12 protein-coding genes are annotated in these 16,972 nt (G+C 41.1%); 8 read left to right on the plus strand and 4 right to left on the minus strand.

Translation table 11 applies throughout. The annotated features are described in order from the left end of the window. Window positions 1–120: 120 nt before the first annotated feature. Window positions 121–882, minus strand: a complete 762-nt coding sequence (locus Q0058_RS13555) for an NYN domain-containing protein (protein ID WP_298224845.1) — start codon at window positions 880–882, stop codon at window positions 121–123. Between the two features lie 296 nt (window positions 883–1,178). On the opposite strand from Q0058_RS13555, the gene Q0058_RS13560 reads away from it, so the two are divergent. Further along, a complete protein-coding gene (locus Q0058_RS13560; protein ID WP_298224846.1) occupies window positions 1,179–2,438 on the plus strand; it encodes a pyridoxal phosphate-dependent aminotransferase family protein in 1,260 nt (419 codons plus the stop codon). 23 nt (window positions 2,439–2,461) lie between these two features. Continuing rightward, window positions 2,462–2,965: a hypothetical protein gene (locus Q0058_RS13565; protein WP_298224848.1), complete on the plus strand. Its 504-nt coding sequence runs from the start codon at window positions 2,462–2,464 to the stop codon at window positions 2,963–2,965. Here Q0058_RS13565 and Q0058_RS13570 read toward each other — a convergent pair whose 3' ends face one another. Beyond that, window positions 2,966–4,084 carry a GTP cyclohydrolase gene (locus tag Q0058_RS13570; protein ID WP_298224850.1) on the minus strand — a complete coding sequence of 373 codons (1,119 nt, stop codon included), beginning with the start codon at window positions 4,082–4,084 and terminating at the stop codon, window positions 2,966–2,968. Between the two features lie 20 nt (window positions 4,085–4,104). Next, window positions 4,105–5,097, minus strand: coding sequence for a transporter (locus Q0058_RS13575; protein WP_298224852.1), 993 nt, complete (start codon window positions 5,095–5,097; stop codon window positions 4,105–4,107). A 123-nt stretch (window positions 5,098–5,220) separates the two neighbouring features. On the opposite strand from Q0058_RS13575, the gene Q0058_RS13580 reads away from it, so the two are divergent. From Q0058_RS13580 to Q0058_RS13600, 5 genes are all read left to right on the plus strand, one after another. Further along, window positions 5,221–5,499, plus strand: coding sequence for a DUF4834 family protein (locus Q0058_RS13580; RefSeq protein ID WP_298224854.1), 279 nt, complete (start codon window positions 5,221–5,223; stop codon window positions 5,497–5,499). A gap of 96 nt (window positions 5,500–5,595) precedes the next feature. Next, window positions 5,596–8,028, plus strand: coding sequence for a YfhO family protein (locus tag Q0058_RS13585; protein WP_298224856.1), 2,433 nt, complete (start codon window positions 5,596–5,598; stop codon window positions 8,026–8,028). 31 nt (window positions 8,029–8,059) lie between these two features. Beyond that, window positions 8,060–9,355: a glycosyltransferase family 4 protein gene (locus Q0058_RS13590; RefSeq protein ID WP_298224858.1), complete on the plus strand. Its 1,296-nt coding sequence runs from the start codon at window positions 8,060–8,062 to the stop codon at window positions 9,353–9,355. A 7-nt stretch (window positions 9,356–9,362) separates the two neighbouring features. Next, window positions 9,363–10,826 (plus strand): oligosaccharide flippase family protein, encoded by a 1,464-nt coding sequence (locus tag Q0058_RS13595; RefSeq protein WP_298224860.1) that lies wholly within the window; start codon window positions 9,363–9,365, stop codon window positions 10,824–10,826. Window positions 10,827–11,140: 314 nt separating this feature from the next. Continuing rightward, window positions 11,141–11,632, plus strand: a complete 492-nt coding sequence (locus Q0058_RS13600) for a hypothetical protein (protein ID WP_298224862.1) — start codon at window positions 11,141–11,143, stop codon at window positions 11,630–11,632. Here Q0058_RS13600 and uvrA read toward each other — a convergent pair whose 3' ends face one another. Beyond that, window positions 11,633–14,437 carry an excinuclease ABC subunit UvrA gene (gene uvrA / locus Q0058_RS13605; RefSeq protein WP_298224864.1) on the minus strand — a complete coding sequence of 935 codons (2,805 nt, stop codon included), beginning with the start codon at window positions 14,435–14,437 and terminating at the stop codon, window positions 11,633–11,635. A 463-nt stretch (window positions 14,438–14,900) separates the two neighbouring features. On the opposite strand from uvrA, the gene Q0058_RS13610 reads away from it, so the two are divergent. Then, the gene (locus Q0058_RS13610; protein WP_298224865.1) at window positions 14,901–16,964 is read left to right on the plus strand and encodes a T9SS type A sorting domain-containing protein; all 2,064 of its coding nucleotides are present in this window, start codon (window positions 14,901–14,903) and stop codon (window positions 16,962–16,964) included. Window positions 16,965–16,972 lie beyond the last annotated feature (8 nt).

Here is a 16,972-nt window from a genome sequence, read left to right on the forward strand (position 1 = left end):
AACGCAGATCTTGACAACGTTTTGATCAGTATCGAGAATTCTAGATTTTCATACCATCCATAACAAAGTATTCAAAATGTAAATAAAAAACCCTCTTCGGCAACGGAGAGGGTTTTTTATTTACATTTTAAGCCTGACATATACATGTTTAATTCCTTTTTTGTCTGAATCTCTTTCGTCGATTTCAAGAATATCGGACAATGATTTTAACATTGGCGTGAGTTTATTGAAGCCATAATTTCTAGGGTCGAACTCTGGTTTCTTTTTGACGATTAGATTTCCGACATCACCCAGAAACGCCCAGCCGTCATCATCACCAATATCATCAATGGTGTCTTCGATGAGGTCGATGGTTTGAGGATCAATTTTGTTGAGTTCGACAGGTTTTTCTATAGGTTTTTTGGCATCAATAACCGGATTGGGTTTGACTGATTTTTTGGGTTTAGCACCATCAAGCACTTCAATATAGATAAACCTATCGCAGGCAACGATAAACGAGTTCGGTGTTTTCTTTTCACCCATACCGATGACCTTCATTCCAGATTCGCGCAAACGAATGGCGAGTCTTGTAAAATCACTGTCGCTCGATACGATGCAGAAACCGTCGACTTTGCCCGAATACAGTAAATCCATCGCGTCGATGATCATTGCGGAATCGGAAGAGTTTTTCCCGGTCGTATAACTGTATTGTTGTATCGGTGTGATCGCATGTTCGAGCAAAACCGCTTTCCAGCCCGTGGCATTGGGTCTGGTCCAGTCGGCATAAATACGTTTGGTCGTCGGAAGACCGAATTTGGCGATTTCTTCCATCATCCCTTTGACGTTGCTATACGGAACGTTGTCGGCGTCGATGAGTACCGCTATTTTGATTTCTTGTGGCATTTTTGTGAGGTTCTGAGGTTCTGAGTTGGCTGAGGTTCTGAGGTTTTTCAAACGAGTGCCTTAGATCCTTAGTGCTTTAGCACCTGAAGTTAGTTGTCAAAGGTAAGAAGTTTATTGTTACCAATAGCCCTAGCCCCGATAGTAGCGGAAATCCTTTTGTGGCGGTGTTCGCCATAAAAGATTGGGAGCGTATAGCGGGAACAGCTTCTAAAAATAAATCAGATTAAGGCCAGAAAATCCCATCAAAATAATTATTTTTGCGCCATCAAAAAAGTCGAAATTTAGACAACTTTATCATGGTAAAAGATTTATTCGAGAGAATTCAAAACAACAAAGGCCCGTTAGGGAAATGGGCGTCGCAAGCGGAAGGGTATTATGTGTTTCCAAAACTCGATGGTGAATTGGGGCCGAGAATGCAATTCCACGGGAAAGACATCCTGAACTGGAGCCTCAACGATTATTTGGGTTTGGCGAACCATCCTGAAGTGCGTCAGGCCGATACGGATGCTGCGATTCAATACGGTGCTGCTTATCCGATGGGCGCGCGTATGATGTCAGGCCACACGACCATGCACGAACAACTTGAAAACGAATTGGCTGCTTTTGTCATGAAAGAATCGGCGTATTTGTTGAATTTCGGATACCAGGGAATCATGTCGACCATTGATGCTTTGGTGACAAAAAATGATATTATCGTTTACGATGTCGATGCGCACGCGTGTATTATCGACGGTGTGCGTCTGCACATGGGAAAACGTTTTACCTATAAGCACAACGACCTTGAAAGCATGGAGAAAAACCTGCAGCGTGCTACGAAAATGGCGACGGAAACCGGCGGTGGCATTTTGTTTATCACCGAAGGCGTTTTCGGAATGCGGGGCCAGCAAGGAAAATTGAAAGAGATTGTGGAGATGAAAAAGAAATACAATTTCCGTTTGTTGGTAGACGATGCGCACGGATTCGGAACACTGGGTAAAACCGGAGCCGGAGCAGGTGAGGAGCAAGGTTGCCAGGATGGCATTGATGTATATTTCTCAACATTCGCCAAATCGATGGCGAGTATCGGAGCATTTATCGCAGCGGATAAAGACATCATCGATTACCTGAAATATAATTTGCGTTCGCAGATGTTTGCCAAAGCATTGCCAATGATTCAGACCGTGGGCGCTTTGAAGCGTTTGGAATTGCTCAGAAACCACCCGGAATTGAAAGACAAATTGTGGGAAAACGTCAATGCACTACAAAACGGATTGAAGTCCAGAGGTTTCAATATCGGTGATACGAATACTTGTGTGACGCCGGTTTACCTTGAGGGAAGCATTCCTGAAGCGATGGTCATGGTGAATGATTTGCGTGAGAATTACGGGATTTTCTTGTCGATTGTAGTGTATCCGGTGATTCCGAAAGGGATTATCTTGTTGCGTATGATTCCTACGGCTTCGCATACTTTGGCTGATATTGAAGAAACGTTGACAGCTTTTGAAGCGATTCGTGAGAAATTGGTCAACGGAACTTACAAAGCGATTGCTGAGAAAACCACGGTTGACGTTAGCTAATTTAAATAGATAGAAAAATAATAATGAAAACCGTTCTCATTGAGGCGGTTTTTTTGAATCTGAAGATTATGAAAAATATTGTTTTGACTTTGTTTGCTCTAGTGTTTTTGAGCGCTTGTAAAAAAGAAATGACTATCGAAGATCTCAAAATTGAGAAACCTGTGAATCCGTTTTCAGAAGTTTGTTATCAGGGAATTCAGGGCAAAGACACGATTCGGATGTCTTTAATCACAAAAGGCGATAAACTCCAATACGGGAAATTGTCGTATAAATATTTTGAAAAAGATTATAACGAAGGCACGCTGACCGGCGCTTTTAAAGGCGACACGCTTATTGGAAAATACAGTTTTCAGTCTGAAGGCACGATGTCGGCGCGGGAAGTGATTTTTTTGAAGCAAGGTCGAAATTACATCGAAGGTTTTGGTCCCGTGACTGATGACGGTCATGGAAATGTAACCTTTCAAAACCTCAAAACCATTCAGTTCAACAATGCGATTCCTTTGGTCGAAGTGCCCTGCAACAACTAATTACAGATCTTTTCGGTACGTTTTTCTACGGCGGATGACTCTCGGATCAAAATGTTTCCAGAGGTTGTGGATTGCGTGGTTTTCTTCGAGTTCGGGCGTTCTCACACAATGTTTGATGCCTTTTTCCTTAAAGGTTCGGTAGTATTCGTCAAACACAATCGACGTGACGCCTTTACTTTGGTATTCTGGTGCAATCCCAATCAGGTAAAACAAAACTTCTTTGCTGTGTTTTCTCGCCTGAAGCAAATGATACCAACCGAATGGGAACAATTTTCCTTTCGCTTTTTGTAAAGCTACTGAAAACGAAGGCATGACAATACTGAACGCAATCAGGTTGTTGTCTTTATCGACAATAAATTTGATGTATTCAGGATTGATAAACGGAATGTATTTTTTCTTGAAATAATCGCGTTGTACATCAGTAATTGCCACAAACGAAGCGAGGTTCGCATAAGATTTATTGAACAAATCGAACATCTGATCTATATAAGGCATGATGTCTTTCGTATTCGTAAAATTGAGCGGTGTCAACTGGTACCTTCTCTTGATGAGTTCCTGCGCTTTGACGAAAAAAGAAGGGTCGACCAAATCGAACGAAAAATTGCTTTCGTGGTATTCCTTTTCTTTCACATAACCCAACTGTTCGAGGTGTGAAGCGTAATAAGGATGGTTATACCAAGTGATCATCGAGCCGATAAAATCAAAACCTTCGGTGAGCACGCCCACTTTATCAAGATTTGAAAAACCCATCGGACCTTCGACGAATTCGAGGTTGTGTTTTTTGCCTAGCTCGTAGACTTTTTCTAGTAAGGCTTTCGTGACTTCCACATCATCGATGACATCCCACCAACCAAAACGCACTTTTTTCTTTTCCTGAATGTTGACTTCATTCCAATTGATGATTGCGGCGATTCTTCCTGCCGGTTTTCCATCTTTGTACGCTAAATATAAATGCGCTTCAGCGGTTTCAAATGCCGGATTTTTGGTCGTGTCGAAACTTTCCATTTCATCCTGAATCAAAGGTGGAACCCAATACGGATGGTCTTTATAAATCGAAAACGGAAAAGTAACGTAGGCTTTTAGCAACTTTTTATCGGTAACTTCCTCAATGGTAATCATAGTGTCTATTTCAAAAAAGTTTACTTGAATTCGGTGTTTTCAATCAGGTCTTTGCGTTTTTTCTTTTCCTTGTCTTTTTTCTCCTTCTCTTTTTTGTCTTTCGTCGATTTGCCGTCGTTCTTTTCCTCTTTTGGAACGCGCAGCATCACTTCGCTGTAATTCGCATCGAAACGCCATGAAGCGCCAATGCCGCCAAAGACTAAATTCGGCGATGCCTGAAAGTTACTTCCTAACGAAGCGTCCACCTGAATGTTTTGTTTTACAAGGAAAGCTGCTCCGGTTCTGAAATAATGGTCTTTGTAAAATTCGTTATTGAAGCCTTGAATCTCCACAAAGCCCGACCATCTCGAATTGAAACCGCGTGTCATCGTCAAAACATAATCAATCGAATTTCTTTGCGATGGAAATTTGTCGAGGATGATATTGGTTAAAAAAGTATAACGTCCGAATTGGTTTTGGGTTAGGATCATGCCTTTGACTGTGAAATCTTCTTCATTGGGAATTCCGGTTCTTAAGAATTTTTCTTTGGCAAGATTCACATTGATACCGCCATAAAGCCCTACGGCAGGAATGAATTGTCTCCAGTTGAACTTATGATTCGCTTTCCAGCTGTAAAGGTTTGGTTTTTTTTCATAGTTTTTCTCCGGATCATAAAGCAGGAATTTCGCGCCGAGAAGCATTTTTCTGAGTCCGCCTTCATTAATGGTAGCACCAGTTCCGGTAAACTTTTCATTGAGATAGTCAAAGTTGGCGATGAGTTCGAATTGCTCGAAGAAGATTCCATAGCGCAGTGTAAGATCGCTCGCCCAATCCGCTGCTTTATAATCGGCCTGTTTGTCTTTCTCTATAATGCGGTTGACGCCCAATTCCGACTGAAAAACGGTTTTTCCCACCGAAAACGCCGCCATCGATTGTCCGGGACGGTTCGAATTGATCACATCGGTAAACTGTGCGTAATTCACAGTCGAATAAAAAGCAAGGAATAGAAAAGCTAAGGGCTTGATTTTTAACATAAAAGTAGTTTTAATAAGCGTTTTTCAGCGCTTTTCAAAGATACTGTAATTTATTATTTATTTAAGAATGATATTTTATTTTTGAACTTTTGATTTCATAAATTTGTTGAAATTTTTTAGACTATGCAAACAGCATCTTTTACTGGATTACTCGAAACCATCTGTTATATTTTAGCGTTCTATTATATCTTCAAATTTTTGGCGCGCTTGTTTCTTCCGATCATGGTGAAGAAAGTGGTCGAGAAAGCCGCCGGTAATTTTCAACAACAATATCAGTCGCAATACCAATCAAACAATGCTTCTTCTAATCAGGACGAAATCATTTACGATACCGCACAACAGACCAAACCCCGCGAAACCAAAAAGGTAGGCGAGTATGTCGATTATGAGGAACTCGATTAAAAACTGTGCGTTTTTCGACGTTTCGTTAGTAGTTTTTGACTATTTTTGGCAGGTATAATTAATCGGTTTATATAAGATTTAGCACTGCCTTTCACTATGGATATCCTTAAAAAGTTCTACCTCCACGCATTATTCGTATTTGGTTTCATCATTGTTTCTTGCGTTTATTTTTATCCTGTATTGCAGGGCAAAAAAATCTTCCAGTCTGATATCGTGCAGTACACCGGAATGGCCAAAGAGCAAAACGATTTCAGGGCTTCAGAACACGCAGAACCGTATTGGACGAACTCCGCTTTTGGCGGGATGCCGACGTACCAGCTCGGCGCCAATTATCCGCATGAATATATCAGTACTTTAGACCATTTATTGCGTTTTCTGCCTCGACCTGCGGACTATTTATTCCTTTATTTTGTAGGATTCTACGTATTGTTATTGGTGCTCAAAATCGAACCATTGCAGGCTTTCTTCGGAGCATTGGCGTTTGGTTTGTCGACATATCTTATTGTGATTTTAGGCGTTGGACACAACGCGAAAGCACATGCTATTGCATATATGCCTATGGTGATTTCGGGTGTGTTGCTGGTTTATAAAAGGCGGTATATTCTCGGAGGCTTGTTGACCATGATTGCTGCGGCGCTCGAGATCAATGCGAACCACTTCCAGATGACTTATTATTTGCTGATTTTACTTTTCATCCTCTCGTGTTTCTTCATTTACAATTTTGTAAAAGAGAAACAATTCAAATCACTACTGACCATTTTTGGTGTTTTTGCAATAGCCGGAATTCTTGCGATTGGTGTGAATGCAACTAATTTGATGGCTACATCAGAATATGCAAAATATAGTACCCGCGACAAAAGCGAATTGACTTTCAACGCCGATGGCACCACGAATACGACCAAGAACGCCATGACCAATGACTATATCACAGAATACAGTTACGGAATTGCAGAAAGTCTCAATCTATTTGCACCAAGGCTTTTCGGCGGTTCAAACAGTGAAAATGTAGGAACCGACGGAGCGATGTATGAGTTTATCCTAAGTCAAAACGTTCCTGAAGCGCAAGCCAAAGATTTTGTGTCCGCAATGCCTACTTATTGGGGCAATCAGCCTATTGTTGCAGCTCCGGCGTATATCGGTGCCGTGGTTTTCTTCCTTTGTATTCTCGCCCTTTTTGTGGTGAAACGAAGAATCAAGTACGTTTTTCTTACCGTGGCTTTGGTTGCTTTGTTGCTTTCTTGGGGTAAGAATTTCTCAGTCTTAACGGATTTCTGTATTGAATATTTGCCAATGTACAATAAGTTCAGAGCAGTTTCTTCGATTCAGGTATTGCTTGAATTGTGTGCGCCCGTTTTGGCAATTTTAGGTTTGCATGCTTTCCTCAAAACTGAAAAAGACATGCAATGGAAAGCGTTATGGCAATCTAGCGCGATTGGAATCGGGATTTTAGGAACTTTATTTTTGCTAAAAGGTTCGTTCCATTTTTCAGGAGCATCCGACGGTTATTACTTGCAATCATACGGCCCACAATTCGTCGACGCTTTAAATTTAGATCGAAAAACTTTGTACACGGCAGATTTGTTGCGTTCAGGTTTTTTCATACTCGTCGTTTCGGTTCTGCTTTGGATGTACAACAAAGAACGACTTGCTAAAAATACTACCATTATTTTGGTCGGATTGCTGATGGTTTCCGACTTGTTTTTTATGGATAAAAATTACTTAGACAGCAGTGATTTCGTAAGTGCCAGCCAAGTGGATGTTCCGTTTCAGCCTACAGAAGCCGACATGATGATCCAGCGCGATACGGCCAATTTCAGGGTTTTTGAAGTCGATGGCAACTTATCGAGTGCGCGTGCTTCTTATTTTCATAAATCTATCGGCGGTTACCATGCGGCCAAACCAAGACGCATGCAGCAGTTGTTCGATTACCAGATTGCCAAGAATAATTTGAATGTTCTTGACATGCTCAACGTGCGTTATGTGCTTCAAGCCGATACTTCCGGTACGGTTTTACCAAAATTGAATCAATACGCGAATGGCAATGCATGGTTTGTTGGGCAGGTGAAATTTGCTCAGAATGCCGATCAGGAAATGAAAGACCTCGACAGTCTCGATACTAAAAACATAGCGGTGGTCAACCAAAAAGAGTTTGGGACGTTGTTGAAAAATAATGTTTTCCAAAGGGATAGTCTGGCGGAAATCTCACTTCAAAAGTACAAACCTAATCATCTGAAGTATATCTCGAATAATGCGCATGAAGGTTTGGCCGTTTTTTCAGAAATGTACTACGCCGATGGCTGGAACGCATATATCGATGGTAACAAAACGCCACATTTAAGAGCGGATTATGCCTTGCGCGCTTTGATCATTCCGGCAGGAAGGCATCATATCGAGTTTAAGTTTGAGCCACAAGTTGTTAAGACAGGAAGCACCATAGCCATGGCGAGTTCATTGGGTATGGTTTTATTAATTGTCGGTGGCCTCTACTATGAAAGAAGAAAACTTTGGTATTCCGACAAGCAAGATTGATGCAAACGATATAATCATTTTTAGTGAACCCATGAAAAAAACGCTGATTATCACCTATTATTTTCCTCCAGCCGGCGGACCAGGCGTGCAGCGTTGGTTAAAGTTTGTCAAATATTTGCCCGACTTCGATATTCAGCCCATCGTTTATATTCCTGAAAATCCATCGTATCCGATTCTTGACGAAGATTTGGTTGCTGAAATTTCTCCGCAGGCCATCATCCTCAAAAGACCGATTTTTGAACCTTATGGCTTGGCATCGCTTTTTTCTAAAAATAAAACGCGTAAGATCAGTGCCGGTATTATTCCGCATGAAAGAAAACAAACCAGAATTGATAAGTTCCTGTTATGGATTCGCGGTAATTTTTTTATTCCCGATGCACGCGTTTTTTGGGTGAAACCTTCGGTGGCTTTTTTAAAAAAATATATCAAAGAAAATGATATTGATACGGTGATTACGACCGGTCCGCCGCACAGCTTGCACCTTATCGGGATGAAACTCAAAAAGCAATTGCCGATTCACTGGATTGCTGATTTTCGAGATCCGTGGACTACTATTGGTTACCACGAGAAACTGAAATTATCGGACTATGCAGAAAACGAACACCGCATACTCGAACGTCAGGTTTTAAATACTGCCGATGCTATTATTGTGACCAGCAAAAGCACTAAACTCGAATTTCGAAAGAAAACCAACCGTCCGATTACCGTCATCACCAATGGATATGATGTTGAGAACGTCAGCAAGCAAACTTTAGATGCGAAATTTTCATTGGCGCATATAGGCTCGTTTTTATCGGAGCGCAATCCGGTTATTTTATGGCAAAGTTTGTCTGATTTGGTTCGGGAAGTCCCGGGTTTTGCGGAACATCTGGAGTTGAAACTACTAGGTACGGTAAGCCGCGATATTCTTGACACGATACACAGTTATAATTTGTCGGATTATGTCAATTATCTGGGGTATGTTTCGCATCAGGAAGCCTTAATCCATCAACGGAAATCTCAGGTTTTGTTGCTCATTGAAATCAATTCCAGAAATACGATCAGTATCATTCCCGGAAAATTGTTCGAATATATGGTGACCGGAAGGCCAATCATTGCCATTGGCCCGCGTTCTTCTGATTTTTCTGAGATCATCCACGATACCAATACCGGAGCGTTCTTTGATTATTCCGATAAAGAAGCGCTCAAAAAAACTATTTTGGAGTATTACCAATCATTTTTAGAGGGTGAATTGTTAGTGAATGCGGTCGGGCTCGATACTTATTCCAGAAAAAAACTTACCGAACGTTTGTCCGAATTGATTTTAAAGCCAACGCTTAATTCATAAATCGATTATGGGAATTGTACTCAACCAGTCGATTAAAAATACCGTGGTTACCTATCTCGGTTTTGGAATTGGCGCCATCAATGCCTTGTTCTTATACACTACCTTTTTAGGTAAAGCACACTACGGAATGGTCGCGTTTCTGCTTTCTGCCTCGAATATTATGATGCCACTCATGGCGTTTGGCGTTCACAACACTTTGATCCGTTTTTATTCGAGATGTGAAACTGAAGATGAACGCGAGAAGTTTCTGAGTTTCATGCTTTGGATGCCTTTGTTGTTGATCATTCCCATTACCACGATTACCTATTTTTTTTATGATGAGATTGCTTTTTATATTCTGAAGGAAAATCCGTCGGTCAAACCTTTCCTTTGGTTGATTCCGATTATCGGTATTTGCATGGGCTATTTTGAAGTGTATTATGCGTGGGTCAAAGTACATATGCAGTCGGTATTCGGCAACCTGATTAGTGAGATTCTTGTGCGCGTGGTGGTGATGCTGATGCTGTTTGCGGTGCATTGGGATTGGCTTACTAAAGACGATTTTATTTACGGGTTGGTGATGGCTTATTTTTTGCAGTTTGCCGTGATGAAAGCTTATGCAATGTATGTGAAAATGCCAGTGCTAAGCTTTAAAATCCCACACAACAGCAAAGAGATTTTCGGCTATTCCTTTTTTATCATTCTCTCGGGAAGTGTCGCCGTTTTATTAATGGATTTCGATAAAGTCATGATTCCGGCTTATGAGAACATCAGCAGTAATGCGTTGTATTCCGTAGCCATCTTTATAGCGACCGTCATTGCGGTGCCTAGCCGCGCGATGTTGCAGATCATTTATCCGATTACAGCCAGGCTTATGAGCGAAAACAAGCAGAACGAATTGCAGGATCTGTATCAGAAAAGCGCCATCAATCTTCAGGTTTTTGGAGGATTGATCATGCTCGGAATTTTTCTCAACATCAAACAGATTTATTTGTTGATTCCGGGTGAGTACAGCGGTGGGATTCTAGTGGTTTTTCTGATTGGGTTGTCTAAATTTTATGATGTGATTTTGGGGAACAACAATGCCATCATCCTCAATACGAAATATTATAAATGGGTGCTTTTTTTCGGCGTGCTTCTGGTGGTGATGATTGTGATACTGAATATGATTTTTATTCCACTGTACGGCATCGTCGGTTCGGCTTTGGCGACTTTGATTTCCGTCATTGTCTACAATACCATTAAACTTTGGTTCGTCGTCCGCAAGATGGATTTATTCCCATTTACGCGCAAAACTTTATCGTCTTTTGCAATTATTGTACTGGTTTTTCTATTGTTTTATTTTTGGGATTTCCCTTTTCATCCGTTCGTCAATATCAGTTTGAAATCGATACTGATTACGTTGGTTTATGGGTATTGGAATTACCGATGGATGGTTTCTACGGAGATCAATCAGGTCATCAATAATTTCATTCGAAGACTGAAATCTTAGCCCTGATGGAAGTGGTTATCCTTTTATGCCGTCGTTTACTTCGTCAGTTCGCTACGCTCGTGTGGCATAAAAGATAGGAACGTACAGCAGGATTGGCTTCTAAAAAAAATCCCGCTGACAGTAAACTACCAGCGGGATCCAACCAATTAAATTATAAAACCCAATTTTATAATAATTATGAAATCTGAAGAATCAGGATTCCTTTTTTCTCATGTTTTCGTATTGTCAATTATTATACCAAACAGGATTATGATATAGTTAAAAAACAGAGTTCTTGTGTTAAAGTCGGTTTCATTTGAATCAATTTTGTATTTTTGGAAAAATTTTACGAATTCTCGATGAAGTATTTCATTATCAGCTTATTGCTATTCACCACTGCCATAGGCGCCGCGCAGACCATGCCGACCAAAGTGAACGAACAACGCCGATTCAATTCTGACAGCCGTTTGTTTTATGTCTGGAACCAAGAAAAAGACGCTTACGATCTGAAAGATACCGAGTATGAAAGTTCCGTGATTGACATCCGCGAAATCAATACGAAAAGCAGTGGTTATATCGTAATCAGTATGACCGATGACGGAAAAACCAGGCTTTATCACGGTTCGATTATCAATTACTCGATTGATGATGACGGCGTGGCTACGTGGATTTTACGCTCTAAAAGTGCGCGCGGAAAAGTCGCTCTCGATCCGAAGAAAAAAAGGATCACGTATTCTTTTGAAAGCAATGAGACGCGTTACGTGAAGATTTTTGTATTCAACCTATTCTTCGCCGGCGATGAGAATCCGGCCGACGATCAGGACTAATTATAGCTTCTCCTTTAAATATTTTCCTGTAATCGATTTATTGTCTTTTACGATTTCTTCGGGCGTTCCGACGGCTAAAATCTGTCCGCCGTTTTCACCGCCTTCAGGGCCTAAATCAATGATGTAATCGGCGCATTTGATCAGATCGATGTTGTGCTCGATGACGATAATGGAATGGCCTTTTTCGATTAAGGCATCAAACGATTTCAGCAACTTTTTGATATCGTGGAAATGCAAACCGGTCGTAGGTTCATCAAACACAAACAACGCTTTTTCTTTCGTACTTCCTTTTACCAGAAACGTCGCGAGTTTAATACGTTGTGCTTCACCGCCTGATAAAGTGGACGAAGATTGTCCCAATTGCACATAACCCAAACCAACGTCTTGCAACGGCTGGAGTTTCTGAACGATTTTATTTTGTTTGGCTGCCGTGAAAAACGCAACAGCGTCATCGATCGTCATAGTTAAAATGTCGTCGATGTTTTTGCCTTCGAAATAAACCTCGAGGATTTCTTTTTTGAAACGCTTGCCGCCACAAGTATCGCAGGGCAAATGTACGTCGGCCATAAAGACCATTTCGACATTGATCGAACCCTCACCGCTACAGGTTTCGCATCGACCACCGTCAACATTGAATGAAAAATGTTTGGGTTGGTACCCGCGGATTTTGGATAATTTCTCTTTTGAAAATACGTCGCGGATATCGTCGTAAGCTTTGATGTAAGTCACAGGATTCGAGCGCGAACTTCTGCCAATCGGGTTCTGGTCGATGTATTCGATATGTTGGATTTTATGGTAATAACCGCGCATTTCGGTAAACTGTCCTGCTTTTTCACCAATGCCTTCAAGCTTTTTCTGCATGGCCGGGAACAATATTTTTTTGACGAGCGTACTTTTTCCGCTGCCCGAAACTCCGGTAATTACGGTCAATACTTCGAGTGGGAAACGGACGTCTACGTTTTGGAGATTGTTTTCACGCGCGCCTAAAATTTCAATATAGGTTCCCCATTTTCTTCGGGTTTTAGGCACTGGAATTTCCAGTGAACCATTAAGATATTTTGCTGTAAGCGAATCGGCTTTCAATATTTCAGCATAAGTGCCTTGCGCTACAAGGTTTCCGCCAAAAGTTCCGGCTTCGGGGCCAATGTCGATGATCATATCGGCGGCTTTCATAATATCTTCGTCATGTTCGACGACAATCACAGTATTGCCCAAATCGCGTAACGACAGCAAAACTTTAATGAGTCGTTCGGTATCTTTTGGATGTAAGCCAATGCTGGGTTCGTCGAGAATATACATCGAACCGACCAGACTGCTTCCTAGTGAAGTCGCGAGATTAATACGTTGGGATTCACCACCCGAAAGCGAAGCTGAATTTCGGTTGAGCGTAAGATAATCCAAGCCTACATCTACGAGGAAACTGAGTCGGTTGTTGATTTCGATCAATAAACGCTTGGCTACTTTCTGGTCGAAGTCGTTTAATGTAAGGTCTTTGAAAAATGCGGCCAATTTCCGGATCGGCAAATCGACCAAATCGGATATGGTTTTGCCGTCAATCTTGACGTAAGAAGCTTCAATGCGTAACCGTTTTCCTTTGCACGAATAGCATTTGGTTTTGCCGCGATAACGTGACAGCATCACACGGTTCTGGATTTTATAATTTTTTTCCTCAAGTTCCTTAAAGAAATCATGCAAGCCCTGAAAATATTCGTTGCCTTTCCAGACTAATTCCTTTTGTTCTTCAGTGAGTTCAAAAAATGGTTTGTGGATCGGAAAATCGAATTTATAGGCATTGTTGACGAGTTCGTCGCGATACCAGCCCATGCTTTCGCCACGCCATGGGAAAATCGCGTTTTCATAAACTGATAATGTAGTGTTCGGAATCACAAGCTCAGCATCAATGCCGATGATGTTCCCATAACCTTCGCAAACCGGACATGCGCCGTAAGGATTGTTGAAACTGAATAAATGTACGTTAGGTTCCAGAAAACTGATGCCGTCGAGTTCGAAATTGTTGCTGAATTCCAATCGGTTTTTGGTGTCCAATTCCTGAAGATAACACACGCCTTTGCCTTCAAAAAAAGCAGTTTGTACGGCGTCGGACAAACGGTTGTAGAATTCTTCTTCTTCCTTTACGACTATCCTGTCGATAATCAAAAGAACTTCCTTTTGTTTTTTGGATTTGGTTTCTTCGAGTGCTGTTCCGAGGTCGTCCAATCGGATCATTTCGCCATCGACGAATATTCTGGCGAAACCCTGTTGCAATAAAAAACTCAGTTTGTCTTCAAGCTTTCTGCCTTCTTCAAGATGAATTGGCGCCAAGAGCAACCATTTGCTTTCGAGCGCAAAAGTCTTGACGGTATTGATGACATCGCTCACGGTGTCTTTTTTGACTTCCTTTCCTGAAACCGGCGAATAGGTTTTCCCAATACGCGCAAAAAGCAATTTCAGGTAATCGTATATTTCAGTGGATGTTCCAACGGTGGAGCGTGCATTGGTCGTATTGACTTTTTGTTCAATCGCTATGGCTGGCGCAATGCCTTTGATGTATTCTACTTTGGGTTTGTCGAGTCGGCCCAAAAACTGGCGCGCGTAAGACGACAAACTTTCTACGTAACGACGTTGTCCTTCAGCATAAAGCGTGTCGAAGGCCAACGATGATTTTCCGGAGCCCGAAAGCCCGGTAATCACCACGAGTTTGTTTCTTGGAATGGCGACATCAAGGTTTTTGAGGTTGTGCACCTGTGCGCCTTTGATCAATATGTTTTTCTTGGGTTCGAGCGTCGAAATATCAGTAGGTTTCATAGCGGAAAATAATGTGAGCAAAGATAATTAAATTATAAGTTTTTAAGGGCAATTAATAAGGGTAGAAGTCGTCAAAATTTATACGCTTTTCAATTGAAATTTTATAGGAACGTATTTTATGTAGAATATGTTTTTATCAGATTAAAAATTCTGGAAGCTATTTTTATCAAAATTTCTTTTTAAGCATAAGAATTCATGAATTTTAAAACAAAACCACTTGACATCGATTTACGAAAACGTGATAGTTACCGCAACATTACCACAACAAAGTGTGTTTTCTTTCATTTTTCATGCATCTACAAAACTTTTTTAACTCGCTTTAAATCACTGTAATTGTTTAAAATACGGAGGTTTTTGCGCACATGCATCTTTATTGAGACTGTATAGTTTTTATATACGGTACATTTACCTAAGCGATTCACTTCCCGCCTACATTTGAATAACACTAAAAATTCAAAATATTATGAAAAAAATTACGATTTTATTTTCACTTTTTGCCATCTCATTAGGAATCGCACAACCTACAACGAATGCGCCGGCTCCGACGAACAACGCTACGGATGTGATTTCTATTTATGGTGAAACGTTTGCGAGTATCGCAACAAACTACAATCCGAATTGGGGACAAGCCGGACTTTGCTGTGTTGATCCAATTTATAATCCTGGTAGCGGTAATTTAGTGTTGGCCTACACGAACTTTAATTACCAAGGTACCGAACTAACCACCACCAATGCTTCAAATATGGAATTCCTTCATATTGATGTTTGGACGGCAACGGCTACAGATTTGAAAGTATCTCCAATTAACAACGGAACAGGAGTTGGCGAAATTTTAGTCAATGTTCCTCTGGTAAATGGAGGTTGGAGTAGTATTGATATTCCAAAATCAGCCTTTGTCGGAATGACATGGGATTCTTTGTTTCAGTTAAAATTTGATGCGCAAGGCGGAACAAACCCTGCGTCTGTTTATTTGGATAATATTTATTTTTGGAAGAATCCAACCATTGGTGGAACTGATCCTGTAACGAATGCTCCGGATCCTACAAGAAATGCAGCTGATGTGATTTCGATTTATGGTGGTACTTATACCAATATTGCTACAAATTACAACCCGAATTGGGGCCAGTCCGGATTATGTTGTGTGAACTCTAGTTACGATCCAGGAACAGGAAACTTATTGTTAGCTTATCCTAGTTTCAATTATCAAGGAACGGAACTCACTACTCAGAATGCTTCCGGAATGGAATATTTGCATATTGATATCTGGACCTCTAATGCCACTAACGTTAAAGTATCTCCTATCAACAACGGAACGGGTGCCAGTGAATTTCTGGTAAATGTGCCTTTAGTGACTAGTGGATGGAGTAGTGTAGACCTACCGAAATCTGCTTTTATTGGCATGACTTGGGATTCTGTATTCCAATTGAAGTTTGATGGTCAGGGTGGTGTGACTCCATCAACGATTTACCTCGATAACATTTATTTCTGGAAAACGCCACTTGCTGCGGGTTCTGATGCTACCTTAAGCGCTTTACAGGTTGACGGAGTAGCGGTAACAGGTTTTTCTCCGGCTGCTAACAATTATACTTACGAATTGGTTGTAGGAACTACCACAGTGCCACAAATTACTTTGGCGACGACAACAGATCCGACTGCAACGGTAACTTCGATTACACAAGCTACTTCCATTCCTGGTGAAGCTACAGTTTTAGTGACTTCACAAAACGGAAATGTCACCAATACTTATACGATACTTTTCTCTGCAACATTGCCAAACCCATCACCGACACCTTCTACGCCTCCGGCTGAAGTCTTGAGTATTTATAGCGATACTGGTAGTTTCACAAACACCTGGACGCCTAATTACAACTTCGGAGTGAATTCAGGACAGCCTGATTTGGATCCGGGAACTGGCGTTAATCAAGCGATTAAAATGAATTTTGCCGTGGCTGGATACGGCGAAGGAACCAATAATGCTACAAACATCTCAACATACAACTGGTTGCATTTTGATTATTTTGCAGATGCGAATTCAACACAAATCAGATTTATCTTAATCGGTGGTGGTGAGTTTTACTACGAATTGTCCGATACAGGCGCTGCGCCAATTGTTGCGGGTTCTTGGCAAAGTGTCAATGTGCCGTTGTCTTTCTTTGAAGGCTTAGGGTTCAGCAAAACCAATTTCCTTCAGTACAAATTGGGAACTTCATCAGATTTAGTTTCTGATATCGTTTATTTCGATAATATTTATTTCTCTCAGAATCAAGGAACAGTACTCAGTACCAGAAGCAATGAAGCAGCTGTTTTCGATATGTATCCAAACCCTGCCGATACTTTGGTAACGATTGATGCCAAAAACAACATCGATAGCGTTTCAGTATTCAACTTGTTGGGACAAGAAGTAATGAAGGCTACTCCAAATGCGGTTCAGGCTACTTTGGATATCACGAATCTTAACGCCGGCGTTTATTTGGTAAAAACTACCAGCGAAGGAAAATCTTCGACTTCAAGATTGATCAAAAGATAAGTTAGTTT

This window comes from Flavobacterium sp. (genome assembly GCF_027484705.1).
Taxonomy (GTDB): domain Bacteria; phylum Bacteroidota; class Bacteroidia; order Flavobacteriales; family Flavobacteriaceae; genus Flavobacterium.

What these genes read in the sequence shown, in the direction of transcription:
- Q0058_RS13565 (WP_298224848.1), top strand. Translation starts at nt 2,462, where the DNA reads ATGAAAACCGTTCTCATTGAGGCGGTTTTTTTGAATCTGAAGATTATG.
- Q0058_RS13555 (WP_298224845.1), bottom strand. Translation starts at nt 882, where the DNA reads ATGCCACAAGAAATCAAAATAGCGGTACTCATCGACGCCGACAACGTT.
- Q0058_RS13610 (WP_298224865.1), top strand. Translation starts at nt 14,901, where the DNA reads ATGAAAAAAATTACGATTTTATTTTCACTTTTTGCCATCTCATTAGGA.
- Q0058_RS13595 (WP_298224860.1), top strand. Translation starts at nt 9,363, where the DNA reads ATGGGAATTGTACTCAACCAGTCGATTAAAAATACCGTGGTTACCTAT.
- Q0058_RS13575 (WP_298224852.1), bottom strand. Translation starts at nt 5,097, where the DNA reads ATGTTAAAAATCAAGCCCTTAGCTTTTCTATTCCTTGCTTTTTATTCG.
- Q0058_RS13560 (WP_298224846.1), top strand. Translation starts at nt 1,179, where the DNA reads ATGGTAAAAGATTTATTCGAGAGAATTCAAAACAACAAAGGCCCGTTA.
- Q0058_RS13580 (WP_298224854.1), top strand. Translation starts at nt 5,221, where the DNA reads ATGCAAACAGCATCTTTTACTGGATTACTCGAAACCATCTGTTATATT.
- Q0058_RS13585 (WP_298224856.1), top strand. Translation starts at nt 5,596, where the DNA reads ATGGATATCCTTAAAAAGTTCTACCTCCACGCATTATTCGTATTTGGT.
- Q0058_RS13590 (WP_298224858.1), top strand. Translation starts at nt 8,060, where the DNA reads ATGAAAAAAACGCTGATTATCACCTATTATTTTCCTCCAGCCGGCGGA.
- Q0058_RS13570 (WP_298224850.1), bottom strand. Translation starts at nt 4,084, where the DNA reads ATGATTACCATTGAGGAAGTTACCGATAAAAAGTTGCTAAAAGCCTAC.
- uvrA (WP_298224864.1), bottom strand. Translation starts at nt 14,437, where the DNA reads ATGAAACCTACTGATATTTCGACGCTCGAACCCAAGAAAAACATATTG.